The organism is Trichococcus collinsii (assembly GCF_900107505.1).
Lineage (GTDB): Bacteria > Bacillota > Bacilli > Lactobacillales > Aerococcaceae > Trichococcus > Trichococcus collinsii.
Map to the genome: position 1 here is coordinate 75,677 of NZ_FNQH01000005.1, position 25,968 is coordinate 101,644.

Consider the following 25,968-nt stretch of genomic DNA (forward strand, 5'->3'; position numbering starts at 1 on the left):
TAAATTTGTTAAAATTAATTAACTCCTCTACTTGACTACGCTTTCATATTACTGTTTAGTTTGGTATTATGGAATCAATGAATGTTGCATATGTTTGACATTATGTTGTTTACGGAGGGAAGAAATGTTTAATGCTGTGGGAACGTTCTCAACCAATGAAAAGCTGAATAACGAATTTTTTGTTTTTGAATGCGGGTATGAAGACGTTAAATTAAGAGAACCTTATCAATACGAACCGATCGATTATTACTTGATTCATTTTATTTTAGAAGGAGAAGGACATTTTTATATTAATGATGAGCATATTATTTTAAAAGAAAATCAAGGATTTATTATTCCTCCAAATACAAAGAATAATTATTACCCTTCAGCTGAAGATCCTTGGAGCTACCGCTGGATTGGTTTTAAAGGATCGGGTTGTCAAAAAGTGTTCCAGGACTGCGGATTGTTACTCTCAGGTTCCGAAGATTCTATTTCTAATTATGTTTACAAATTTACAGATGCCTATCAAATGAATCATCATTTCAAAAATGTTTTTGACTTTTCTGAGGAAAATAAACCCTATTCTGCTCTAGGCGAGGCTTACCAAGTGATCGATTTGCTTTCTTCTCAATACCAAGAAGAAATGATTCATAGTTTAAGCGAAGCGGCAAGGTACGTTGAAAAATCCATTAATTTAATTCAGCAGGATTATGCTAATCCTGAATTTAATATCGAATATTTAGCCGCTACTGTAAAAATTGAAAGAACGTATTTATTTAGATTATTTAAAAAATTTAAAAACGTTAGTCCAAAAACCTATTTGATTCAATATCGCTTAAATAAGTCTGCTGAATTACTCAAAAAAACTAGTTATTCCATCGAAGAGATAGCCTATCTGGTTGGGTTTAACTATTCTACTCATTTTTCGAGACAATTTTCGCTTTACAAAGGTATTTCCCCTTCCAAATATCGTTCCCAATTTTATTCGTAATACTTTGAGCTGCACCCAACTTCACATTCACATAGCGAGGGGAGCTTCTTACGAACACCGGCAGATCCTCAGGCTCATTGAGTAGGCACGCGATGCCGATGACGTCAATGAAAAGATGAACTGGCCCAAGAATACAGGAGCTAAAAAACTTTTTTCTGAGAAAGCAAATTATTTCGGCTTCATCTTATTGACCTTCATTTTCACCATCCCGCTTTTTTTGTTCACCACAGCCCAAGCAAACCGATATGAGAACGAGTTGCAATACTTGCGAGCTAGTTTGGAATACGGTGAACAAGCACAAAAACGAACGGAATCAGAGCCTGCTGCAGCACATATTTCACCTTATACCATTGAGCGGAATGAACTGTTGAAAGCTTACATTGACGCTCTCATTTCAGGAACGGATAAAGAAAGAATGAAGGCCGAATACGCGTACGAAAAAAAGCTGCTCCAAAACATGGAGTCGGGAATCCTAAGCGGACTCTCTATCATTGAGCAACGGAAGGCAGTCCTGATTCTTGAAAATTTAGTGAAAAACGATATAACCAAAGTAGATGACAGCTTTCAGGCTTCTGCTCCTGCATTAAATTATGTTGCACGGATTTTTAACGGCACTGTTTCCAGTTCTTTGATTTTCTCATTTTGCGCGCTTTTGTTCGCAAATATCTATTCATTTGAGAAAAGAAAAAATCACATCAATTTCTTTAATCTTGTCCCCAACAAATTAGGGAGTAGTTTCCTCGCAAAAGTTTCAACAGCTACTGCATTCGTCACCTTATCGTTGGTGATCTCACTGATTATTGCCTTTTTGTTCAGTGCTTTTCAGAACGGGATAGGAGATTTCCGCTACCCCATTGCTTATTCCCAAAATGGCGTCGACGTCTCTTAATATCAGTAACCGCATTCAACAGCAGATCCTTGCTGTTATTCTTGTTGTTTATCCTTTTCCTGTAGTCCCTTAGCTTCTTTATCTCCCTATTCACAGGGCGTTTGCTCATTAATGCAGGTATCCTATTGTCGTCCATTCTGCTGGTTGAGTCTCCTTTGCTGAAGAGTGATTCTTTAAAAAATGTTGTTCACCTGCTCCCGTTTTCGTATGCAGATCCCTATAAAGTGTTGATTTTCAACGATTACAATAGTCCGATAATCAATCATCCTTCCTTAAACTTTCAGAACGGTGTAAACTGCCTTCTCATTTCCTCACTGCTATTCTTTGGCATATCCTTTGTGATCATTGTAAAACGAAAAAAGTTTTGACGACTGAATTCCACGAAAATACCCCCAATCGGAACCATATTGGGTATAATACAGGAGTACGCGGCATGTAACGATGCACAGAATCAGATAATTAAGGGAGATAAAATGAGAAATATAAAAATGACGATCGAGTATGATGGCGGCAGATACCTGGGCTGGCAAAGGCTTGGGGATTCGGACAAAACTATTCAAGGTAAAATAGAGAATATCCTGTCGGCAATGACGGGGACAGAGATTGAAATCATCGGCTCCGGCCGGACAGATGCAGGTACCCACGCACGGGGGCAAGTCGCCAATTTCAAGACGACATCCAAAATGGATTTGACGGCGATGCAGGACCATCTGATTCGTTATCTTCCGCGCGACATTGTCGTCAAAGAGCTGGAAGAGGTTCCGGAAAGGTTCCATGCCCGCTATCATGCAGCCGGAAAGACATACAGCTATCATGTCTGGAATAATGTCGTGCCTTCCGCATTTGAGCGCCACTACAGCTACCATTACCCTGGACACCTTGATATCGACAGAATGAACGAGGCCTGCAGCAAGCTTGTCGGAGCCCATGACTTCCTCGGCTTCTCTTCACTCAAGAAGTCGAAAAAATCAACGATCAGGACCATCAATGACATTACAATCCAGCAGGAAGGCAATCTGCTGCACTTCGCGTTCACAGGGGAAGGTTTCCTCTACAACATGGTCCGTATCATGATGGGGACGATCCTGGAAATCGGGGCCGGGACGATGGAGCCGGAATATATTGACGCCATCATCAAGAGCGGGATCAGAAGCGAAGCCGGGATGACGGTACCTTCTCACGGACTGTTTCTGGATGCAGTTTACTACGATTGACAACAAAGTCCGAAACATCAAAAGTAGACGAATACGCTGCGGTTTTTCGCAAGTATCCGGCTATTTTTTATTCATTGTCACCTGTCCGCCTCGATTTTTTTCGACCAGGTAAGGAACAAAATATATTTGGATTAAGGAAGTGTCCACATGCGTATTAATAAATTTATAAGTGAAGCAGGCCAAGCCTCCAGACGAGGCGCCGACAAGCTGATTACTGAGGGGCGTGTAACGATCAATGGAAAGCGGGCAACAATCGGCAGCCAAGTCGAGCCTGGGGATGATGTCCGCGTAAACGGCAACCAGCTGTTCGTTGCCCGTAACAATGTCTACATTGCCTTGAACAAACCAGTCGGAATCACGAGCACGACCGAAAAAGGCGTCAAGGGAAATATTGTTGATTTGGTCAACCATCCCTTCCGTGTTTTTCATATTGGGCGCCTCGATAAAGATTCCGAGGGCTTGATTCTACTCACGAATGATGGCGATATCGTCAATGAAATCTTGCGTTCTGAGAACCAGCATGAGAAGGAATACGTTGTTTCTGTAGACCGTCCGATCACTCCTGAATTCGTGAAGCAGATGTCAGAAGGGGTCAAAATATTGGATACGGTCACCCTGCCTTGTAAAGTAGAACAGCTATCAAAATATGATTTTAAAATCATCTTAACCCAAGGACTCAACCGTCAAATCCGCCGCATGTGCGAGGAATTGGGATACAACGTTTACCGATTGCAAAGAATCCGCATCATGAATATCCAATTGGACAATCTTCCTGTGGGACAATGGCGCTACCTTTCCAAGAAGGAGAAGGCGCAGTTATTCCAAGAGTTAAATTATGAGCCGAAGGAATGGTAAAACCAGAGGATCAGACTGGCCTCTGCCACGACCAATACCGCGGGTAGATTTTGGGCGTTACGATTGACGGGAGCCGAAACCTAAATAGCCGGATGCCAGAGGGGAAATCTCATGGCATCCGGCTATTTAGGTTTTCGAGAGAAAACTATTTTTGCAATCGCATCAACAAATCCATTAATTCTCCACTAACGTGAACGAGCCTTCGTCAGAAAAGATTTTATCTATGTTGTCCAATGAAGTGATGACAGCCTTACCATTTTTAGTATTCTCCAAAAATTGGATAACGGCTTCTATTTTGGGTAACATACTGCCGTTGGCGAATTGATGATCCAAGATATGCTGTTGCATTTCACTGGTTTTCACTCTCTCCAACTTTTTTTGATTTGGCTTATTGTAATTCACATATACATTATCCACACCGGTCAGAATGATAAGATAATCAGCATTCACCAGCTCCGCTAGTTTTGCAGCCGTAAAATCTTTATCGATAACAGCTTCGACTCCCTGATAACCTTCTGATGTTTCAATTACAGGAATTCCGCCGCCTCCAGCAGATATGGTAATGATTCCCTTTTCCACCAGTCCGTCCACTATCGGAGATTCAATGATATGGATAGGCTTGGGAGAAGCAACTACTTTTCGCCAACCTCTTCCCGCATCTTCCATATATGTACTATTGTCGGCCATTCCAGAGAATGCTGCTTCCTCTTCTGTCAAAAATGGACCGATTGGTTTTGTCGGATTTGCGAAAGCAGCATCATCTGCATCCACTAAAACTTGTGTAATGATGGAAACAACATCTTTCTCAATTTCCTCAGCTCTCAAAGCTTCCCGCAAGGCGTTTTGCAGCCAGTATCCTATACTGCCTTGTGTCATGGCCACACATGTATCTAGCGGCAATTCCGGATTTGCCAAAGAATCTCCAGCTTTTTGTTGCAGTAATAAATTCCCTACTTGCGGGCCATTACCATGCGTGATAATTAATTGATAGCCTTGCTTTATGAGTTTAACCAGTCTTTTACTTGTGTATCGTAAAGACTCTCTTTGCGCTTCTGCAGAAGGGTTATCCGCCAATATAGCGTTTCCGCCTAAGGCAACCACAATTTTTTTATTCATATTTTATTTCCTGACCTTCCTTTATATAACTTCTGCAAGCCCTTTTTGCCTCGCATCTGCTTCTTTCCCGCAAATCGCCGTATAAATGCCCAACAAGGTATCCAGTCCTGACGTGTGCCCAAATTGCATAATTTTATCGATGATTATGGCTATCTGCTCTTGCTCGCCTCCACTTGATGCCGCACTGATCAATTCCAAAAACGGCGCGCTGATGTATCCATCCAACATGCTGATATAATAATGCTCACTGACATCAGTCGTTGTCTTTTTGTCAAGGGAACCTCTCAAAGCATCCATCCAATAACTCTGCTTCACAAAGACAGCTTGCATCATGCCATAGCCAATCAAAAAATCATCACCACTGGGTGTCAGACCGATTCCTCTGCCCCAGAAATGGGAGATGTAACGATTCGCCTCTTGGGTTGAATCTATTTCTTTCTGCATAAGTTCCTCAATCAAACTACGATCAAATTCGTTTTGGATAACCGCAGATGCATGCAATAGGTTATGCTTCTCCAGTTCCGTTTTTAAAAGTTGCCATTCTGGCGAAGGTGATTTTCTCATACAGTCACTTATATTCAGATTGATGGATTTATAATCACGCGTCGGAAACCTGAACAGCCTTCCCTTTGCATAAAGCAAAATCTCTTCTGCTTTAAGACGGACAATGTCTCCTAGCGAAACAACGGCGAGAATAGCTTTCAATTCGTCTTCCACAATGGCTAACCCATAAGCAGACAAGGGTTGTTGCATCGATCCGATATGGACAAGCTGATCATTCCATTTGATCGTAAAACTGGATCTGAATAGCGCATGTACCTTCCCAATCTGATTCTTTTTTAAGAACCGGGATAAATAATTACTTTTTATCCCGATTCTTATTTCAATTGTGCTATTCATTATTCGACTTCGATTCCAAGCGACAGCGCATAGGCAATCAGTGCTTTCTCAAAGCAAGCTAGCGGCGCACGAACCGTCCCTGCTCCAATTTGTCCCACGCCTGCCTCCTTATGGGCGATACCGGTGTTGATGACCGGTGTGATCCCGGTTTCTACCACTTTTCGGATATCTATTCCTAGGAGTGACCCGTTGAAATCCCAAGTTGGGATGCTGAAGTTAGGATTATGCGTAATGCAGATTTCTTCCATTTCGTTAGAAACACGAAGGGCATCCTCAAAGCCGCCCGCTCCAACAAACCTTGTCACACCAGGAGCTGCGACCATCGCCATACCACCTACTCCTACTGTTTCAGTAATGGCACTATCACCGATATCCGGGTTCGCGTCTGCAGCACTGTAGCCAGTGAAATACAAGCCATCCGGTGTATTCACGGGAGCTGTGAACCATTCATCTCCCATTCCGCTGATGCGGACACCGAAGTTGCGGCCATTTCGGGTCATCGTCGTGACAACGGTTCCTTCTTGAATTTTCCTTGCATAATCGACCATGGACTTGCTTGTTGCCATCATGATGTTCAAGAAAAATTGATCTGTTTTCGCCAAAAATTCAATGACTTCTTTTTTCTGTGTATCCTCTATATCTAATTGGATGATTGCCGGCGTAATTTCCTTTAAGAAAATCAACGAAGCAGCAATATTACGTTGGTGGAACTCATCCCCCATTGTGATTGCCTTGGCGATGATGACATTAATGTTCAACCCGCCATCGATAGTCTGCAGCGCTTTGCTGAGGACTGGTCCCAGTACATTTTGCATCCATCTCAAACGATCAATGACTTCTTGCGAATAGGCTCCAAAACGAAGAACTTTACCGATTCCTTCATTCAGGATGCAATAAGCAGATGTACCATCTTGTTTGTTCTCGACAACCACGACAGGCATGTTACCGGATGTGATGCCTCCCATCGGTCCGACAGCATTCACATGATGACAAGGTATAAATTGGATTGCTCCGCTTTCCAATTGTTCGATAGCCTCATTCTCCGTAGCAGCCCAGCCTTCAAACAATACAGCTCCGATGGACGAACCTTTCATCGGTCCAGTCATTTCTGAATATTGGATAGGTGGACCAGCATGCAACAATACTTTACCGTTCAGTTCTGATATGACCGATTTAGCCGGAACGACATCCATCAAGAAAGGTTGTGAATCGCGCATTCTGCCGATCACTTTTTCGTTACTCTGATTGATTTCGGCCCTGCGGTTTAAATCGTTCAATATCTTGATAAGCGTACGATTCCCGCCTGCTACTGGTCTCCAGTCGAATTGAACGGTTGTTCCGCCAAACGCCAAAATAGAGTCCGTAAAGCTTTCAATCCCTAAGTTGATGATGCTAGGCGTACTATTCAACAAAGCATCCACTCCGGCACTGACTGCTGGCAATGAAATTTTTACTTTTTCATAAGGAACGGTCTGTTTGGATACTTCAACAAATTCTTTGCCCATGAGTCGAAGAGCCAATCTTACAGCGCGCGCATTGCTGGTTTCTACTAAAACCCCAGCTTCTTTCAAATCAGATACGGATTTGTCGTAATTTTGGGGATCCCCTTGCGTTCCGCAGACACTAGCGACAAAATAAAGACTACGCTGTTCATGCTCGGCCTGCGCCAATGCTTCTTTGATTGTTGGTAGCAACGCGTTTACCATATCTGGATGCGAGCCATATCCCAACACAACGTCCAGCAGGATAATACCTGTGTTCGCGTCTTTACTGTATTCCTTTATTTTTCGGATACGGACATCCGGATCAATCATAGGGTGAGGTTTTCCTTGGGTATAGATGTCATCCCCCAGATCCATGATTTCAAACCCGTTCGCATTCAGAATATACCCTTCCGTCTTGATCAATCCGCCGAGTTCAAGAGCTTCGGAGATCAACATGCCGGCCTCATTCGCTAAGGTTCCGCCAGAATACAAACCTTTTACGGTTTTGCCCTGTTCCAACGGTTTCTCAACACTGTGATGAATTTCTTCCAAATAGTTCGTCTTGACTTGATTTCCTTGGGCCAAATCCACAGCGATCTGTGCCGTTTCCTCAAGAGTATGGGCTAGATAGACATTCCCTTCATGGTTTTCTGGCTTTTCACCCAGAAAAATCGCTACGACTGGTTTGGATAACGATTGCAATAATTGCATCACATCATCTCGGACCTCTTTTGCTGGTGGCTTGGATATGACCACGATGACATCTGTCGGATCGTGCTGTTCCAAGCCAATAATCGCATCTTTTGTTGTGATGGCTTTTACAGCCGAGCTCAGATCTCTGCCCCCAGTACCGATAGCGTGGATAACGCCCCCGCCCAATCGATCGATGATGGTCGTCACTTCTTGGATACCTGTTCCGGAAGCCGCGACAATACTGATGTTTCCGGGTTTCACAACATTCGTGAAGGCTATCGGCACGCCAGAAATGATTCCGGTGCCGCAATCAGGTCCCATCAACAGCAAGCCCTTGTCATGCGCTTTCGTTTTCAAACGAACTTCATCTTCCAATGAAACATTGTCACTGAATGAGAAGGCATGCAAGCCTCCGTCTAAAGCTTTCTCAATCTCATCAGCCGCGTAGATTCCCGGAATGGAAAATAAAGCGACATTCGCGTCCGGCAATTGCTCCTTGGCGTCATTCCAATTTTTAACTGATTTTATGCCATCCGATTTTTTCTTTACAGAAAGATCATTCAGAAATCTGTCTACTTCTGTCATGACTTTATCTACAACCGTAGCATCGGCAGTTTCTACGACAATGACCATATCATTTGGGGTGGCGCCACCGACCTCTTCCGTGTATAATCCTGCATTATTGAAGATATCTTTGTTAGCCTCTGTTCCCATCATAATGGATCCTTGAATGACCCCAGGCAAGGCGCTTACTGCATTGGTCAGCAGCATCAAATTAATGGAATCCTGATAACTGTTGGGTTTGATTACTGTATGTAACATGATGTACCTCCTTCTTTTGTTATTCTTAGTATACGGAAAAATGTTTTCGCATTCATTGCATAAAAAGCCTAAATATACGCACTTTTTTTATCCTATATGGACAACTCTTTCCTTTTCTGGCATGATAAAATAACAATAGGAAGGAAAGGAGCATTACACAATGATTCTGACAGTTTCAAATATATTGCAGTACCAATCATTCGCTGAAGCTAAAGTACTTTCCGGTAACGTAGGACTCACCAACGAAGTGAGCGGCGTTATGGTCATGGAAGCGCCCGATATAGACACTTGGGGTCGCTCGGGACAAATCATTTTGACGAGCTACTTTGCACTGGAAAAGTTAACGAAAGAGCGTATCGATTTGTTTTTTAAAATGGCTAAGACAATCGGAATCAGTGCCTTCATTTTCAAAAAAAACCGACTCTTGGATGAAATTCCCGAAATCTTCATCGAATCCTGCATGAAGTATCATTTGCCATTGATTCAGATCCCTAAAGAAACTTCTTATGAGAGAATCATCCTGGAAGTTTTAGAAACCATCATCAACCGCAAAGCTTACTTGCTGAACAGCTACTATGATATCCATAATCATTTTGTGAAAATGACCTTATCGGAACCAAAAATAATCGATGTTCTTAAAGTCTTGCAGCAGATGATCCACAACCCCGTCTCACTTTTTGAAAAAATTAAAGGTACTCTGATAGCAACTGACAATCAATCCACTGATTTCAAAATCATTTCTGAGCAGTATCTGCCGAAAGGGCAGTTCATGAATTTTGATTACACACAACGCGTTGCAAACTATCCTTACTATGGATCAGGGGACACCCATACCCAATTAGCCGTCGCCATTCCCAGTTTGGGCTATGAACAGTATGAACTGATCATCCACGAAATCAATGAACCTGTATCAGATATCGATTTTATGGCCATTGAAAATGCAGTAGGGATCCTTCAGACGGAATTGGTGAAGCACTATTCCATCAAACAAACGACATTAAACAAAACGAATGAACTTGGTTCGGATTTACTTCACGGTCGTATTGAGGATGAAGAGCAATTCGAAGACACACTCAACCACCTGAAGTTGAATAAATCTGAACCACATCGGGTAGTTGTTTTTGAATTTTCTGAAGACGACAGTTCAAAAAATCTCTTTTCACTTCTTTCATCGCGTTTCTCGGACACTATCGTCAATTATTCCAAGAAAGAATTCTACAAACTTGTTTATGTCATGCGAAAACAAAAAGTCATCCTGATTCTTCCGACCGATACAATCGACTCGGAATCCTTAAAAAAAAGGCTGGCTTATATCTTAAAAAAAGCGATCGAAACCAAGCCCTTTTCTGCATTCAAGGTGAACGTAAGCATCAGTGATCCAACGAATCTGAAATCATTGGCTACAGCATATAAACAGGCGATGGATACGCAAAAAATCATTCATCTAATCAATAAAAATCTGCAAATAAAAGACTACCAAGACATAGGCATCTATCAAATTTTTTCAGAAACCAACAATTTGGATCAGTTGGCACGCTTCATACCGGCTAAAATCAACCAGCTGCATAAAGATAACCTGGACTTGCTGCATACATTGGAGGCTTTTCTGAACGTCAATCAAAATTATATCGAGGCAGCTGCCTTGCTGTTTGTGCATCCAAAAACAGTCCGTTATCGAATCGAAAAAATCAAAAATTCCTATCAGATTGACTTCAATGATCCCGAAGAAATTCTCCAATTAAGCGTTGGTTTAAGACTATTGAAAATCATCAAACAATAAGGAGGCCTATTCCCGCAATGACTACGCAACCAGGCACTGAAGCTGTGATCTTTACGATTTCGAGCATACAATCCGTTCCGTTAGAAGGAAAGCTGTTCCGTTCTAGGGTGAACAGGAAGGGCAAAACAATCCTATATCTTCATGGCGGAGGCTTGCTTTACGGGGACAAAAATGATCTCCCCGAGCCTTACCTCAATCTTTTTCTGAGTGCCGGATATGATTTTTTCGCGTTGGATTATCCGTTAGCACCAGAAACAAAATTGCCGGATATTTTAGCCAGCATTCAGGCTGGGCTTCTGTGGTTCCAATCGCACGCTGTTTCTGACCTGTCATTAGACTCAGCAGACTATCTGCTATTCGGGCGCTCAGCGGGGGCTTACTTGGCTTTCCTCACAGCAAGCAGCAGCACCGTTAACCCAGCCGCAATCATCAGCTTGTATGGTTATCATACATTGCGTGAAGCAAGCTTTAGGATCCCAAATAGGCATTATCTTGCTTATCAGCGGCTTGTGAAGGCCGATGTGGAGCGCTTGCTTTCTCCCGTACCGATCGTCACCGGAGAAAAAGAACTGCGTTTTGCTTTATACGTTTATGCCAGACAATCCGGAACCTGGCTTTCCTACCTATTGGACGATATTAAAGAAGCACGCAACTATAGTCTTAACGATGAGCAATTAGCGGCATTACCGCCAACCTATCTGGCTGCGTCTAATGCTGATCCCGACGTTCCTTACCAGCTGTCGAAAATACTTAGCCAAAAGATTCCTTTTGCTAAGCTGAACACCATCGCTTCAGAAGAGCACGATTTTGATCGGAATCTCTCAAATCCGCTAGGGATTGAAGTTTATCGCGACGTCATCGTTTGGTTGGATGAAACGCTCACCGACTGATTGCGCGTTTCCTGCTTACAGAAAGAAACGTTACAAAGCCTTGAAGCAGGCTCTGTAACGTTTCTTTTTGCTATTATATTTTAATTATTCGGGAAAGTGGTACGTAGCTTGTTTAGCCAGTTCCACCGTCACCTTACCGCTTTTTATAACCAACAAACGGTCCGGAATATCGATTATAGCCTCTTGATAACGTACGCTGTCAAGGAGAACCAACGTTGCATCATTGCCTTCCGCAATCCCGTAGTCGACCAGTTTAAGCGCTTTTGCAGGACCGGTTGTGATCATCGGTAATACGGTCGGTAAATCATCCGCACCACCTAAATGAGCGACAGGGACAGCCAACATCGCAACTTGCATTAGGTCACCATTTCCATATGGTGTAAACGGATTGCGGATATTATTCGTTGCCAACACAACGTTTACGCCGCCATCACGAAGTTTACGGATTGGGGTTACGGCACGGCGAACGTTGAATTCATCGTGTCTTCCGCCTAAATGAAGATCGGTCATCGGCAAACTCATGACATTGATTTGCGCTTCTGCCATCAATTCGATGATCGGTTTTAATTTTTCATCCGGCAAAGCGCCAAGACTCGTTAAATGTCCTACCGATAAACGACCAATGTAGCCTTCTTCGATTACCTTACGGCAAACCATTTCAATTGTTTGCCCTTCTGCATCGTCTTTAAAGTCTTGGTGCAGGTCAATATCTTTATCAAACTCTTTAGCGATTTTGAATACGATATCCAAATGATCTTTAGCATCCGTATCGTTATAAGGAATGCCGCCGACCACATCCGCTCCCATTTCCATTGCGCGGTACATCATTTCCTCTGTCCCAGGTGCTTTGATGATCCCCTCTTGCGGAAAAGCCACAACCTGCATTTCCACAAAATCTTTGTATTTTTCTTTCAATGCCATAATCGTTTCAAATCCATGGAAGCCGCCAGCCGGATCAAATTCTGCATGTGTACGGATATGGGTGGTCCCACGTTTGATGATCATTTGAAGGGCTTTTTCCGCGCGGTCAGCGACATCTTCTTTAGTGAATGTCGATTTTAATTGTGCGGTGACCGACAGCGCCTCTTGCAATGTGCCCGATTTATTTGGAAGACGGTCCGCAATCAAAGCTTTATCCAAATGAATATGCGATTCGACTAAACCTGGAATGACCACGCGTCCATTTCCTTCGATAACGCGCGCAGCAGGAAAATCGAGTTGGGAACCTATCTTTATGAACTTCCCATTCTCGATCCCAATATCGACCGTTTCATTCGACTCATCAAGAATTACATTTTTCAATAAAATATCCATAATTTCCCTCCGTACCGATTATTTTTTATAAAACAAATGATAGAACGACAAGTAATGCTAACGAAGCCAAAATCCATTTACTGTTTCCTTTAACAACCTGAAGGATTGGAATATCAAAACCGGATGACTGAGCTTGCATCGTAATATTCACAAAACTCATCTGACTACCCAGACCCACACCCATCGTGATGAAGCCCACCGCCAATAGCGGAATATTTAAAGAAACTGCAATCGGCAGAATCAATGTCAGAATTGTCCCAACGTACGCACCTGCTGGAACTCCGACCGCATAACCCGCAATGACAAGTGCAGGCACCAAGAAGTTTTCCGGAGCAAGCTTAGCAGTTTCAACAATCGCGCTAAATGCACCTGTTTCTCCGATAATATTGATGAACGTAATGAATATACCAACTTGGAATAAACGCGTCAAAATATAGTTCGACCCCTCAACAAGCGCAGTCGAGGACTGTTTCAAATTGAATTCTGTGCACACAGCAATCAAGCCGATCGTTATGACCAAATATGCCAACGGCCCCAGAATAGGCATACCGATTGCTTTGTTGATTACCGGGCCCGCGATTACCGCAAACAAAAGAAAAATTGCCGGAATCGTGTTGATGAAAAGTTCTTTATTTGTTTTGTTTTTAATTGCTTCGTCTTCTTCTCCTTGGAACAAAATTTTTCTCTTTTTAGCTCCAAAAAATCCGATAAGTACCGCGATCAGAACAAACAGCAACCAAAACGGACGCATTGTGGAGATGTAATCTGTTATGCTTGCGCCGGTTAAATTCGTTACAATACTGGATTCCAACGAAGCCGGTGACGTTGTGAAAGATACCGCAGCAGCCAAACACATTGCAGCAATCAACTCAGGAATAGCACCTACTGCAGCGAAAGCCAACGGAGCCAACACCATGGCTGTTCCACCGCCAATACCGGACATATAGGTTGCAGCCGCCATTAAGATGACAATAAATGCAGCAAAATACTCAACCTTTTCACCGATTGCGCGACGAACCAATGCTAAAGCGGAGCTGTAGCCCCCAGATTTGAACACGGCTGTAGCGATTGCTGAATTGATGATCGGAACTGTAATCGTCAACATTGTCGGAATGGAAGAAAGCAGTAGTTCATTCGCTCGCGCGAGAGTGATTCCGCCTATCACCATTGCAAGAACCCCACCAACAAAGCCTGCAATCAGCATGTCAACCTTCATGAATAAAAGTACTAAAATGACGATAATCGGGATCACACTTGCAAAAGCCATAAGGCCTTCAGGTGCAGGGATACTTTGGATATCCGACTGTGCAAACGCAAACGTCGGTATTAAAAATGATAAACCTGTAAAAACGGCTAAAAAAGATAAAATCTTCTTCATGTTAGCGTACTCCTTCTTAATAAATATTTTTTGCAAAGGAAGCCCAACTCATAAATTTGACACCCATTCATTTCATCGTTCCCCCTGTCTAAAACATTATATTTGTCATTGTATCCGCATACAACTGATAACAAAGATAAAAAGACCCGCTTATTTTATCCTTGAAGGATAAAATAAGCGGAGTCAATTATCCGGATTCGTTATTTCTTGTACAAATCATCCCAGTACTCTGCCGCAGCTCATTTTAAGGTTCACTCGGTTTCGTCCACCAGTCATTCAGCTAAGCCTATCAATGGGTAAACACGGCGGCTGACTTATACTCGAAATTTTGGCAGATTATTATTCTTGAGAAGCATTTTCTGGTATTATATTCTTATGACATTTTAATGGAGGAAAATCAAACATGTTGGAATTTAAACAAAATATACGGGGAAATGTGGCCCTTGGTGTAAACCCGCTTGGATGCAAGCAGGAAGTATTGAATGAAATCGACTATGTAAAAAACAAAGGAACTTTTGCAGGTCCGAAAAAGGTACTGATCATCGGTGCGTCATCAAGCTACGGCTTAGCAACCCGTATCAGCCTGGCTTTCGGTGCGGGAGCGGATACGATTGGCGTTTCTTTCGAAAAGGGACCGAAGAACGAACGGAATCTCGGCACAGCTGGCTGGTACAATAATATTGCTTTTCGTGAAGCTGCTGAAAAAGAAGGTCTGATTGCCAAAAACTTTGTGCAAGACGCCTTTAGCCACGAAAGTAAACAAGAAGTTATCGAATTTATCAAGAACGAGTTCGGGGGAAAAGTGGACCTAGTTGTTTATAGCCTGGCAAGCGGCAGAAGGACAGACCCTGATACCGGAGAGACTTACACTTCCGCAATCAAAGCTCTTGGGGAGCCAGTGGTTGGCCCTAATATCAATATGCAAAATCAGGATTTCTACATCGAAACACTTGAACCCGCAACTGACCAAGAAATCGCTGGTACGCTCAAAGTGATGGGTGGAGAGGACTGGCAATTATGGATGGAAGCACTGAAAGAAGCAGATGTGTTGGCTGACGGGGTTCTGACGACCAATTATTCTTATTTAGGAACAGAGCTGAACCATCCTTATTACGGTGGCGGTACGCTTGGTCTTGCCAAAGCAGACTGTGATGAAAAGGCGAAGACCATCAATACGTTATTGGCTGACATCAACGGAAAAGCTCAAATTGTGGTCGCAACTGCAGTTACCACTAAAGCAAGCTCGGTTATTCCATTTTTCCCTGTTTATTGCATCGCGCTTTACAAAGTAATGACGGAAAAAGGCACACATGAAACACCGATCATGCACATCGACCGCATTTATCGCGATATGGTTTATGGTGCTAATGCCGAGTATGATGAAGCTGGTCGACTGAGACCGGATAGCTGGGAACTTGACAGCGACACGCAAGCTAAAACGAAGGCACTGATCCAACAATTGAACAAAGAAAATTTCAATACCGATATAGCAGCATATGACATCCTTTATAAAGAGTTTTCAATTTTAAGTGGGTTCATGGTGGATGGCTATGTCGAGCAAGAGGTTACGATTGAAGATTTGAAGGCATTGGAATATTAAATCATTTTGGTGACACCAATCAAACTTTATCGGCAACAATGAATGAAAAGTCTTGGCTCTGAGAGTCAAGACTTTTCTGCTTCTACGGATAGCAACATAAACGTTCCGCTTCAATTAAATTTATCAGCAACCGTCTATATATTGGGCGTAAATCAAAATAGTGTTATAATAATAGACAATGATACTGCAAATTTTAATAAGATTCATTGATCAGAAACAGCTATTGCCTCTGTAAAAGAAAGAAGGAAACGAATATGTTCAGAATAAAAAATTTCGAAGATAATAATGATGTGAAAATTGTCGAAGAGCTGGGCGCTTTTAAGGTAGTGGAATACTTGAAAGATTTGAGTGTCGATCATTTGACAGCTCAAACTGCGTACTATGCTTCTGAAATGAATGTGAGAAGAAGGCAGCTAGTGTGCGATGTCAGTCTTTCCGACATTACCGTTCAGTCAGGAGCTATGCAGTGGATGGTGGGTGATGTGAGTGCTACGACAGGGCTTAAAGGCGTAGGCGATTTTATTGGAAAAGCTTTTCGAGGAAAGGTTACAAATGAATCTGCAATTAAGCCTGAGTACACTGGAACCGGCAAACTGGTATTAGAACCTACCTATAAGCATATTTTGCTTATTGATGTCGATGACTGGAATGGCTCAATCGTGATTGAAGATGGGTTGTTTTTAGCTTGCGATTCAGAATTAAACCATAAAGCCGTTATGAAGTCCAACCTTTCTTCTATTGCAATGGGCGGAGAAGGTCTTTTCAACCTGGGTCTTTCTGGTGGGGGGATTGTCGCACTTGAATCTTATGTACCAAGAGAAGAACTGATAGAAATAGAGTTGGAAAATGATGAATTAAAGATTGATGGAAATATGGCGATTGCTTGGTCTGGCAGTCTGGAATTTTCAGTAACACGATCGGGCAAGACACTCCTGGGTTCAGCCGCATCCGGCGAAGGTTTGGTAAACGTCTATCGCGGAACAGGCAGAGTTTTGATGGCGCCCGTTCTTCGATAAAGAAAGTCTCTTAAGAATCTGGCAATACTTGAGCTCATTCAAAAAGGATCGGAACAAAGTGTTTTTGCTACACTTTGTTCCGATCCTTTTTTCTTATCTGCCTGGATTGATTCCAAGCGAAATGCGGCCGTAGCGGGTGATGCGATCCAACGCCCAGGCCGGACTCCACACGATCTTAATTTTGACCGCATTGATGAACGTCAGCGGTTCAAGCTGTTCATGGACTCCCTTTAAAATATGCTCTGAACAAGAACAGCCGGCGCCTGTGAAGGTTAATCGGACAGTGCAAACCCCGTCAGCATCCAGGTCGATGCCATAGATCAATCCGAGATTGACGATATCGAGGCCGATTTCCGTGTCCATGACGTTCATCAGTTTATCTTCCAATTCTTCCTTGTGCTGGCCCGCTTGACCAGTATATGTGATGGCTTGTTCCAATATACAACACGCCTCCTTTATTTATCTTCAAATGGATTGCGGTTGAAAAAGTCGGTAACGGCGCCTTTTGATGCGGATGAAACGATGTGTGCATATTTGCCCAGGACACCCCTTGTTTGCAAAGGCGGCAACACCAGTTTTTCGCGTCGTTTGGCCAACTCTTCATCCGATACTTGCATCGTCAATTCACGCGTATCCTGGTCAATGATGACTATATCATTCGTTTCCAGCAAGGCAATCGGGCCGCCGTCTTGTGCCTCCGGTGCGACATGCCCAACCACGAATCCGTGTGAACCGCCTGAAAAACGGCCATCTGTAATCAGGCACACTTTGATGCCTTTCCCGGAAATAATGCTCGATAAGGACAACATTTCTGGCATACCTGGTCCACCTTTTGGCCCAACAAAGCGGACAACCACCACGTCGCCGTCAACAATCTCTCCATTCAACGTCGCGTCGATCGCCGCTTCTTCGGTGTTGAAAACCTTCGCCGGCCCTTCATGGCGTCGTTCCTTCAACCCGGAAACTTTTACGACGGCGCCATCAGGAGCAAGATTGCCTTTTAAGACAATTAACGGGCCATCCTTACGTTTAGGGTTGTCAAGCGTCATAACCACGTCCTGCCCTTCTGCTAAAGGTGCCACATTTTCCAAGTTTTCCGCAAGCGTCTTTCCGGTTACGGTCAAACAGTCACCGTGCAGCAAGCCGTTATCAAGCAAGTATTTTTGAACGGCGGGTACCCCTCCGACATTGTATAGATCTTGGAAGACATATTTTCCCGAAGGTTTCAGATTGGCCAAATGCGGCACTCGTTTTTGGATATCATTGAAGTCCTCAATCGCAAACTCCACCTCAGCGGCATGGGCAATCGCCAATATATGCAAGATAGCATTAGTCGATCCGCCCAATGCCATCGTGATCACCACGGCATTTTCCAAAGATTTACGCGTGATGATATCACGCGGACGAATATTTTTTTCGATCAAGCCGATGATTGCTTCGCCTGCCTCGAAAACATCCTTCAATTTATCACCGGTTGCCGCAGGGTTTGATGATGATCCCGGCAAACTCAGGCCCATCGTTTCAATCGCCGATGCCATTGTGTTGGCCGTATACATCCCGCCGCAAGCCCCTGGTCCAGGACAAGCATTGCATTCGATCGCCCGTACTTCTTCTTCCGTCATTTCGCCGTTGTTCCACTTTCCGATGGCTTCAAAAACGGATACGAGATCGATGTCATTGCCATCCTCATCTTGTCCCGGCGCAATCGTGCCCCCATAAACAAAAATGGAGGGAATATTTGCATTTGCCATCGCAATGACAGAGCCAGGCATGTTCTTGTCACAGCCACCGATGCTGATAAATGCGTCCAGATTTTGGCCGCCAACAGCAATTTCGATTGAGTCCGCAATCAGATCGCGCGAAGGCAACGAATAGCTCATCCCCGGCGTGCCCATGGCGATGCCGTCCGAAACGGTCACTGTCGTAAACTGGATTGGCCAACCGCGCTGCTTTTTGATACCGTCTTTTGCGATTGCAGCCAGGTCGTTCAAGTGTATATTGCAAGGTGTGTTCTCAGCCCAAGTGCTGATCACTCCTACCATAGGCTTTTTAAAGTCTTCGTCATGCATGCCCGTCGCGCGTAACATCGCACGGTTCGGCGATTTCACAACCCCATCATAAACGAAGCTGTTGATGCGTAAATCTTTTTTGTTTTTTGCGTTATCCATTCCCAAAGCCCTCCCGTAGTTTCATGCACAAATGATACTTACTATTAATCTAATCGAATTTTAACATTTTTGTCCAAAAAAAACTAACGGGGTCCCTCAGCGGTTTAGGATATAACAGAGATTGTTGCTTGAAAAACTAAATTCATGAATTCAGGCACCCCGGATTGTGTCCTCAATCAATAATTTCTCCTTTATTACTGGCCAACTTTTCACGCCACAAACGAAGTTCCTCAGGTGTCTGTTGCAGCCAATCGGTTACTTCGCCAACAATTTTTAAAGGTTCTTGTGAGCGATAGGATCGTGTCAGATTTCCAGGGAATTTCTTGTCCGTAACATTTGGATCGCTCTCAAATTCACCTGTCGGTTCTACAAGATACACGCGTTCTCTTCTATCTCCTTTTGCTAATGCGGCCGCAAGTCCCGCACCACTAACCAAGGCTGTGAAATAAATATGGTTCATTTTAAGTTCGGAGTTGTAGTTCGATTCCTCTTTTGCTGTCAGTAGATCGCCAACCTGCAAATCTGCTTTTGTCCCATGAAAAAAGGGGCCCTGATCAGAAGGCGTAACCTTATACGAATGTGATAGTTCATAATTTTCTTTTGCCTTGTCAGGATTGGATAATTCCTCATAGCATTTAGCGATGTTCAAATATAACGATGGAAAAGCACTCTTAACCGCCTCATCATTCAGTTTCAATGCAAACCGCAAAGATGTTTCGAACCATTTTAATTTGTCTGAACTATTTTTTTGATGTCGGGCCACAAAATAAGCTGCAATAAATCTTTCAAAATCGTCTGTTGCTTCACTCCAAGCTTTTATAAACAGCAAGCTCGCCTCTTCAGGTTTGCCGCTGTCTTCCATGCCCATCCCCCGAAGGAGTAGTTGAATGATCTTGTTATTGGGATCAAATTGATTATCCATCTTATTTCACCTCTTAATTATTGAACCGCCAACTGAACTATACTGATACCTTGCTCCTCAACTAGCCAATGCATTTTGCATGCGTTCAAGTGTAGATTCTAAAAGGCATGAAAGTGAGAACGCTGACTCTTATTCACTTTTTCTTCTCTCTTTTCATGGCCTCTTGCTTCATTGGCTTTGGCATTTTTTCTATCGCATACCTTAATGCAGTTCTGGGCATTATGTCCCTCTTGCTTAACACATACTGGTATACTTCATCTTCATACTTGGTGCATAAAGACTTCAACATCCAGCCATACCCTTTTTGCACTAAATCCTCAGTATCCAATAATAAACTGTCGGCAATTTCAAAAATATCGTCTTTAAATAGACCCTTTTTGGCTGGTATGATAAGCGATACAGCTGACGCCCGCCTAACCCATCTGTTCTGGGATTTGGTCCAATCTTTTAATTTTTCTATAGACTCTGGATACATTTCCAAGAATGTCCCAATAGTGTGGTTACACAAAGTATCACAAGATGCCCAGTTGGTCACATATTCATTTACCCATCTTTCAAACAGAAGAAAATCATCTTCAGTGTACTGTTTCTTGATAGCATATGCCCAATTGCAGGCAATAAAAGATTCCTCCATCATTCCGGAAGTCCACAATTGTTCACATAAATCAAATATTTCTTTTTTCGAAAGCTTTTTGACGCTTTTAAATGCCTCTTTAGAAATCTTCGAGACTATCATAGTTTTTACACCATACAGTCTTACTTCTTCCTTAAAAAATCTTTTGCCGCTTTCCTTTTTCGTTTCGTCTGAATTATTGATTAGTTCATGCCTTACCTGTTCTATTATGTTAGACATATTCCACCACCCTCTCAAACTTTTACCCATTCATATTTCTCGGTACGTTAAAGTAAGTTCATTTCGCTTCATTATCTCAACACCGATGAATTTAATCAAATTGTTGTGATTGGCATTTTTTTAAAATTTTTCAAAAAAAATAACGAAAAGATTTTACTTAAGCTTTTCGTCATTCCAATTCTATTCTTTTGCTTAACAAACATATTATCAGTATTGTAAAAGTGCCTTGTCAAAAAAAAGCATCATTTATGATAAGCATGCCCATGGATAATCCGGAAGGCGCGGTAGATCTGTTCGACGAGCACGAGGCGCATCAGTTGGTGCGGGTAGGTCAGTTTGCCGAAGGAGATGTGTTGGTTAGCGCGGGACAGGACGGCTTGGCTAAGGCCGAGCGAGCCGCCGATGATGAATACGATGTCGCTTTTGCCCGAGGTGCCGAGTTTGTCGATTTCGTTGGCGAATTCCACCGAATCGTACTGTTTGCCTTGGATTGCCATTGCGAAGACGTAGCTCTGCTCCGGGATTTTTGCGAGGATCTTTTCGCCCTCCTTGTCCTTGATGATTTCCATTTCCTTATCGCTCAAATTTTCGGGCGCTTTTTCGTCCCCGACCTCGATAATCTGCAGCTTGCAGTAGCTGCCAAGCCGTTTCGTGTATTCGGCGATTCCCTCCTTCAGATACTTCTCCTTCAATTTTCCGACTGTGATGATTTTTATGTTCATTCCTTTTCGCTCCTTTTTCTTCTCAACTACTATCCTATGGGAATAAATACGATTTCGCAACCGTCTTTTTTTGACGGCGTTTTGACAGAAATATATCTATGATTTCCTGTTTATCTTATTATTAACCAAGATGGTTGTACAGTCTTATTATAATATGAAGGAAAGTGCAATTTTCGTCTGAAAAAGGCATGAAAATCATTTGCTTTTTTCCGGAAATGATTTAAGATATCCTTATGCTTTTGAGTTGCTTAATCATACGGTAGCATTATAATGAAGTAACAAATCCTATCGCATGCTATCTGAGAGGAGAATTTGAACCATTGTGTTAAAGAAATTTTCGGGTTGGTCTGTTTCGCAAAAGATCGCAACGAGCTTCGCCTTTGTCATCTTTACGGGCTCTCTTTTATTGACATTGCCTATCAGCCAATTACCCACATCAAATGCGACTTATCTGGATAACCTATTCACGGCAGTTTCTATGGTATGTGTGACCGGGCTATTCACCGAATCAGTCCATGATTCCTATACCATCTTCGGCCAGATCGTTGGGATGGTCCTGATGCAGATCGGAGGCCTGGGTTTGATGACCCTGATTGCTTCCGTCATCACGCGTCTGAAAGGAAGGATGGGCCTGCGGAACCGCTTGGCCGTCCAGGAGGGGATCAACCGTGGTGATGCGCGCGGATTCAAGGAGTATCTCTCGGATATCCTGAAATATACCGCCGTCATCGAAGGGACCGGTTTCCTTCTGCTTTCTATCCGCTTTGTGCCGGAAATGGGCTGGCCATCCGGATTGTTCACTTCCCCGTTCTTGACGATTTCCGCATTCTGTAATGCCGGATTCGATACGTTGGGAAACGTCAGTCTGGTTGCTTACGTCCATGATCCGCTGGTAAATTTTGTCATCACCTCGCTCATCATTTTGGGCGGTATCGGTTTCTCGGTCTGGTTCGATGTATCAAAGAGCGTGAAATGCTATATGGGTAAAAAATGCAGACCTAGTCTGAAAGTATTTTTCCGTGGTCTGTCCTTGCACAGCCGCTTGGCCATTGGTGTCACTCTGATCGTCATTGTTGTCGGGATCGTATTTTTCGTCGCTGTTGAATACAATAACCCGAACTCGATTGGGACGTTCACTTTCCCGCAGAAACTCTTGGCCGGTTATTTCCAGACCGTCACCATGCGTACTGCTGGTTTCGCGACGATCGACTACACAACCGTTTATCCATTTACACTCTTCTGGTTTGTAATTACCATGTTTGTCGGTGGTTCTCCAGGTGGTACCGCGGGCGGTCTAAAAACTACGACATTCGCAATCATCTTCCTGACGCTCTACAATGAGTTGCGTGGACAGAGCAATGTGAATATCGCGAACCACACAATCAGTCGCCAACAAGTCCGTCAGGCTTTCGTAATCTTTCTGGCGCTTTTGGGCACCCTGATTGTCGGCACCAGCCTGTTGAGCATCCTAAATCCAGAGGTGGATTTCATTTTCATTCTTTTTGAAGCCATTTCAGCGCTTGCAACAGTTGGAGTCAGCGCAAACCTGACGCCTACATTAGGTCGCCTGAGTCAAGCAGTCCTTATGTTTTTGATGTTCGCCGGTCGTATCGGCCCGATCACGCTGTTGGACAGTTTGGCAAAACGTACGCAAAAGGTTCAAGATGTTGAATATTCTAAAGGAAATATCCTGATCGGATAATAGCAAAGAGGAGCGTATATTAATATGAGTAAATTGGTTGGAATTTTGGGGCTTGGTATTTTCGGATCGACAATCGCAAAAACGTTGAGCGAATTCGATGCGGATGTTATCGCTGTCGATAAGGATCCTGAGAACGTAAACCGTTTGGAACCATTCATCACAAAAGGAATCATTGGGGACGTAACGGATTTGGCCTTGTTGGAATCGATCGGACTTTCCGACTGCGATGTGGTCGTGATCGCTACCGGTACCGTATTGGAAGCAAGCGTGCTGGCCGTCATGAACTGCAAAAAACTTGGCATCAAGCATATCATCGCAAAAGCCAAAAACAAAAATTACCGTGAGGTTTTGGAAGCGATCGGTGCCGACACGGTCATCCTGCCAGAAAAGGAAACTGGGATGCGCGTCGCCAAAAACATCCTCCGAACAAACATTGAAGATGTGGTAAACTTGGATGACCAGACTTCCATCATCGAATTCTATCCTCCAGCTAAATGGGTGGGCAGAACACTGGGTGATTTGGATCTGCGCAACAAATACGATATCAATATCATCGGCCTCCGTCAACACCGCGGTGAGCACCTGAACGTATCCTTTTCGGGCGATTACATTGTGGATAAAGATATCGTGCTTGTGGGCATCACCGAATCCGATGTCTTCGAACGTTACGACTACTTGAACCAACTGACTTGATTTTCTGCAGCATCCCATTTTCGGGATGCTGTTTTTTGTTTGATGATCGGAATCAGATTTTTGCTGTCCAGGTTTTGGATTATGCCATCGGTTATACCCACTTCGCACACCCAACTCACACCTTATCCACAAAAGTTATGCACATGTACACATGTTCCCCCCGTTATCTAGTGGTAGCATTAATTTTGGCCACATCATATTGATTATCCTTAAAATGAATTATCCTCCTACCCGAACAGTTATGCACATGGCCTGTTGAGCAAACGAAACGCTATTTAATCCTTATTTATCAACGATTAATTAGCATTTTTCACATGGGGGCACATTCTTATGCACAGACTTCTCCGATTTCTGTGCATAACTCCCATTTTCAGAAAGCACCGCTCCCATCATCATTTACGCGTTTTGCACACATAAACTTTTTTCCACAGAAATTATCCACACTTATGTGGATTTCTACTCTGTTCAGCTTAATTTTCTGAGTGAAAGATGGGTAACTTGGACTTATCCATCTTCCAAGATTCAATCGCTTCCCAGAGACCCGCCACTATAGAACCCCAAAACACAAAACACCCCGCATTGCTGCTCTCAAGAGACGCCATGCGGGGTGTTCAATATTCAATTATATTTTCAGCTTATTCGGCTGAAGTCTGTCCTTCAGTCAGGGTCACGGTCGTTGACTGCAACGTTCCTGCGCGGTAGTAGGAGATTTCCACATCGGTTCCTACTTCCAGTGCATAAAGGATTTTGCGCAGGTCGACGATGCTCGTAACGGGTTCGCCGTTCATTTCCGTAATGACGTCGTATTGTTTCAATCCGCCCAATTCAGCTGCGGATAAAGCTTGTACTTCGGCGATGACGACGCCTTCCGTCACACCCTCAGGCAGAGTCAGGACGGAGCTTTGTTGAGCTGCCGAAATCTGGGAGAGATCCAGCATGGATACGCCCAGGATTGGACGCACGATTTCGCCGTTCTGTTCCAGTTCGTTGATGATGGTCAGAACGTCATTGCTCGGGATCGCAAAACCCATCCCCTCAACATTAGAATCGGATATTTTCATCGAGTTGATGCCGATGACCTGTCCGGCTATATTGATCAGGGCGCCACCGGAATTCCCCGGATTGATCGCCGCATCCGTCTGCAATGCCGTCACATCCCAGTCGACGATGCTGTCCCCGTCCACATCTGTGGATACGGAACGGTTCTTGGCTGAAATGATTCCTTGCGTGACCGAAGTCGCGAACTCGGTTCCAAGCGGAGAGCCGATCGCGATGGCCGGTTCGCCCACGTTCACGGCGTCTGAATCACCGAAGGACGCCACAGCTGTGGCATTCGTTGCCGGAATCGTCAAAACGGCCAAATCGGTCCAGACATCGCTACCGACGACAGTCGCGACTTCTTTCGTGCCGTCCTTCATCAGGATCTCCAGTTCATCCGCCCCGTCGATAACGTGGTTGTTTGTAACGATATAGGCGAGGTCGTCCTCAATCTTATAGATGACGCCGCTGCCCTCACTCGATGTCTCCAATGATCCATTGGTGGTATCAGAAGAGTTCTGCGGCAGATCGAAGCCGAACATGTTCGTGTTACCTGCCTGCATATTGATGATGGAGACGACCGCATCCTGCACTTTTTCCACAGCCGCCGTCGTATCAGTCGTTATGTTGACGGCGACATCCGTCACGGTTTCATTGACGGATGTGTTTCCATTGCCATCTGTACCGGATCCGTTGCCGAGGATGCCAGAACCGAACAGCAAGCCTGCGCCGATCAGGGCGACCATCCCGCCCCCGATCAATCCGCCGACGATTCCGTTCCTGATCGGTGAATTTTTGCGGTCTTTCAGACGTCTGGATGCGTCTTCGGTTTCGTTAACAGTGTTGTATACACGTGCACGTTCCTCTTTGTTCATCGTTGGCCTTGCGTTCGCGGCTGGCTCCACAATCGGCTCTTCTTTGGTTGGCTCTTCTACTTCCGTGTATT

Annotated in this window: 22 protein-coding genes; 10 read left to right on the plus strand and 12 right to left on the minus strand. The window is 43.9% G+C overall.

Annotated features, from left to right (window positions below; all coding sequences use genetic code 11):
- The first annotated feature begins 124 nt into the window (after positions 1-124).
- From BLV66_RS11860 to rluF, 4 genes are all read left to right on the plus strand, one after another.
- Positions 125-973, plus strand: a complete 849-nt coding sequence (locus BLV66_RS11860; protein WP_086987044.1) for an AraC family transcriptional regulator — start codon at positions 125-127, stop codon at positions 971-973.
- 115 nt (positions 974-1,088) lie between these two features.
- Entirely contained in the window at positions 1,089-1,862 is a 774-nt protein-coding gene (locus BLV66_RS11865) for a hypothetical protein (protein ID WP_086987043.1), read from the plus strand.
- A gap of 473 nt (positions 1,863-2,335) precedes the next feature.
- The gene (truA, locus tag BLV66_RS11870) at positions 2,336-3,076 is read left to right on the plus strand and encodes a tRNA pseudouridine(38-40) synthase TruA (protein ID WP_086987042.1); all 741 of its coding nucleotides are present in this window, start codon (positions 2,336-2,338) and stop codon (positions 3,074-3,076) included.
- A 147-nt stretch (positions 3,077-3,223) separates the two neighbouring features.
- Positions 3,224-3,931 carry a 23S rRNA pseudouridine(2604) synthase RluF gene (gene rluF, locus BLV66_RS11875; RefSeq protein ID WP_086987041.1) on the plus strand — a complete coding sequence of 236 codons (708 nt, stop codon included), beginning with the start codon at positions 3,224-3,226 and terminating at the stop codon, positions 3,929-3,931.
- A 174-nt stretch (positions 3,932-4,105) separates the two neighbouring features.
- Here the strand turns inward: rluF and arcC are convergent, their stop codons facing one another.
- Genes arcC through BLV66_RS11890 form a run of 3 tightly spaced genes read right to left on the minus strand, consistent with a single transcriptional unit; the run spans position 4,106 to position 8,946 of the window.
- Positions 4,106-5,047, minus strand: a complete 942-nt coding sequence (gene arcC, locus BLV66_RS11880) for a carbamate kinase (protein ID WP_086987040.1) — start codon at positions 5,045-5,047, stop codon at positions 4,106-4,108.
- Positions 5,048-5,068: 21 nt separating this feature from the next.
- The gene (locus BLV66_RS11885; RefSeq protein WP_086987039.1) at positions 5,069-5,947 is read right to left on the minus strand and encodes an oxamate carbamoyltransferase subunit AllH family protein; all 879 of its coding nucleotides are present in this window, start codon (positions 5,945-5,947) and stop codon (positions 5,069-5,071) included.
- Positions 5,947-8,946, minus strand: a complete 3,000-nt coding sequence (locus tag BLV66_RS11890; RefSeq protein WP_086987038.1) for a bifunctional FdrA/YlbE family protein — start codon at positions 8,944-8,946, stop codon at positions 5,947-5,949. Before BLV66_RS11890 ends, BLV66_RS11885 begins: the two co-directional genes overlap by 1 nt.
- A 160-nt stretch (positions 8,947-9,106) precedes the next feature.
- Here BLV66_RS11890 and BLV66_RS11895 point away from each other — a divergent pair, with 160 nt between their 5' ends.
- Together BLV66_RS11895 and BLV66_RS11900 are read left to right on the plus strand one after the other, a co-directional pair.
- Positions 9,107-10,726, plus strand: coding sequence for a PucR family transcriptional regulator (locus BLV66_RS11895; protein ID WP_086987037.1), 1,620 nt, complete (start codon positions 9,107-9,109; stop codon positions 10,724-10,726).
- 17 nt (positions 10,727-10,743) lie between these two features.
- Positions 10,744-11,616: an alpha/beta hydrolase gene (locus tag BLV66_RS11900; RefSeq protein WP_086987036.1), complete on the plus strand. Its 873-nt coding sequence runs from the start codon at positions 10,744-10,746 to the stop codon at positions 11,614-11,616.
- Positions 11,617-11,700: 84 nt separating this feature from the next.
- Here BLV66_RS11900 and BLV66_RS11905 read toward each other — a convergent pair whose 3' ends face one another.
- Both BLV66_RS11905 and BLV66_RS11910 read right to left on the minus strand, forming a co-directional pair.
- A complete protein-coding gene (locus BLV66_RS11905) occupies positions 11,701-12,930 on the minus strand; it encodes an amidohydrolase family protein (RefSeq protein WP_086987035.1) in 1,230 nt (409 codons plus the stop codon).
- A 25-nt stretch (positions 12,931-12,955) separates the two neighbouring features.
- Entirely contained in the window at positions 12,956-14,308 is a 1,353-nt protein-coding gene (locus BLV66_RS11910) for a citrate transporter (RefSeq protein WP_086987034.1), read from the minus strand.
- A 403-nt stretch (positions 14,309-14,711) separates the two neighbouring features.
- Between BLV66_RS11910 and fabV the strand changes: the two genes are divergently transcribed.
- On the plus strand, positions 14,712-15,908 hold the full coding sequence (fabV, locus tag BLV66_RS11915) for an enoyl-ACP reductase FabV (RefSeq protein WP_086987033.1): 1,197 nt from the start codon (positions 14,712-14,714) through the stop codon (positions 15,906-15,908).
- A 254-nt stretch (positions 15,909-16,162) separates the two neighbouring features.
- Entirely contained in the window at positions 16,163-16,924 is a 762-nt protein-coding gene (locus tag BLV66_RS11920; RefSeq protein ID WP_086987032.1) for an AIM24 family protein, read from the plus strand.
- A gap of 93 nt (positions 16,925-17,017) precedes the next feature.
- Here BLV66_RS11920 and BLV66_RS11925 read toward each other — a convergent pair whose 3' ends face one another.
- From BLV66_RS11925 to rlmH, 5 genes are all read right to left on the minus strand, one after another.
- Positions 17,018-17,362, minus strand: coding sequence for a metal-sulfur cluster assembly factor (locus BLV66_RS11925; protein WP_086987031.1), 345 nt, complete (start codon positions 17,360-17,362; stop codon positions 17,018-17,020).
- Positions 17,363-17,379: 17 nt separating this feature from the next.
- The gene (gene ilvD / locus BLV66_RS11930; RefSeq protein ID WP_086987030.1) at positions 17,380-19,092 is read right to left on the minus strand and encodes a dihydroxy-acid dehydratase; all 1,713 of its coding nucleotides are present in this window, start codon (positions 19,090-19,092) and stop codon (positions 17,380-17,382) included.
- A 172-nt stretch (positions 19,093-19,264) separates the two neighbouring features.
- Entirely contained in the window at positions 19,265-19,741 is a 477-nt protein-coding gene (gene arr / locus BLV66_RS15965) for an NAD(+)--rifampin ADP-ribosyltransferase (protein ID WP_256327909.1), read from the minus strand.
- Positions 19,742-20,147: 406 nt separating this feature from the next.
- Positions 20,148-20,867, minus strand: a complete 720-nt coding sequence (locus tag BLV66_RS11940) for a DNA alkylation repair protein (protein ID WP_086987028.1) — start codon at positions 20,865-20,867, stop codon at positions 20,148-20,150.
- Positions 20,868-21,109: 242 nt separating this feature from the next.
- Positions 21,110-21,589, minus strand: coding sequence for a 23S rRNA (pseudouridine(1915)-N(3))-methyltransferase RlmH (gene rlmH, locus BLV66_RS11945; protein ID WP_086628949.1), 480 nt, complete (start codon positions 21,587-21,589; stop codon positions 21,110-21,112).
- 319 nt (positions 21,590-21,908) lie between these two features.
- On the opposite strand from rlmH, the gene BLV66_RS11950 reads away from it, so the two are divergent.
- Both BLV66_RS11950 and BLV66_RS11955 read left to right on the plus strand, forming a co-directional pair.
- Positions 21,909-23,291 carry a TrkH family potassium uptake protein gene (locus tag BLV66_RS11950; protein ID WP_425445321.1) on the plus strand — a complete coding sequence of 461 codons (1,383 nt, stop codon included), beginning with the start codon at positions 21,909-21,911 and terminating at the stop codon, positions 23,289-23,291.
- A gap of 24 nt (positions 23,292-23,315) precedes the next feature.
- Complete coding sequence (locus tag BLV66_RS11955; protein WP_086987027.1) at positions 23,316-23,984, plus strand: potassium channel family protein; 669 nt, start codon at positions 23,316-23,318, stop codon at positions 23,982-23,984.
- Here the strand turns inward: BLV66_RS11955 and BLV66_RS15825 are convergent.
- Together BLV66_RS15825 and BLV66_RS11960 are read right to left on the minus strand one after the other, a co-directional pair.
- On the minus strand, positions 23,963-24,094 hold the full coding sequence (locus BLV66_RS15825; protein WP_256327907.1) for a hypothetical protein: 132 nt from the start codon (positions 24,092-24,094) through the stop codon (positions 23,963-23,965). The two genes, BLV66_RS11955 and BLV66_RS15825, sit on opposite strands and share 22 nt — an antisense overlap.
- A gap of 525 nt (positions 24,095-24,619) precedes the next feature.
- Positions 24,620-25,897, minus strand: coding sequence for a S1C family serine protease (locus BLV66_RS11960; protein ID WP_218131848.1), 1,278 nt, complete (start codon positions 25,895-25,897; stop codon positions 24,620-24,622).
- Between the last annotated feature and the right edge of the window lie 71 nt (positions 25,898-25,968).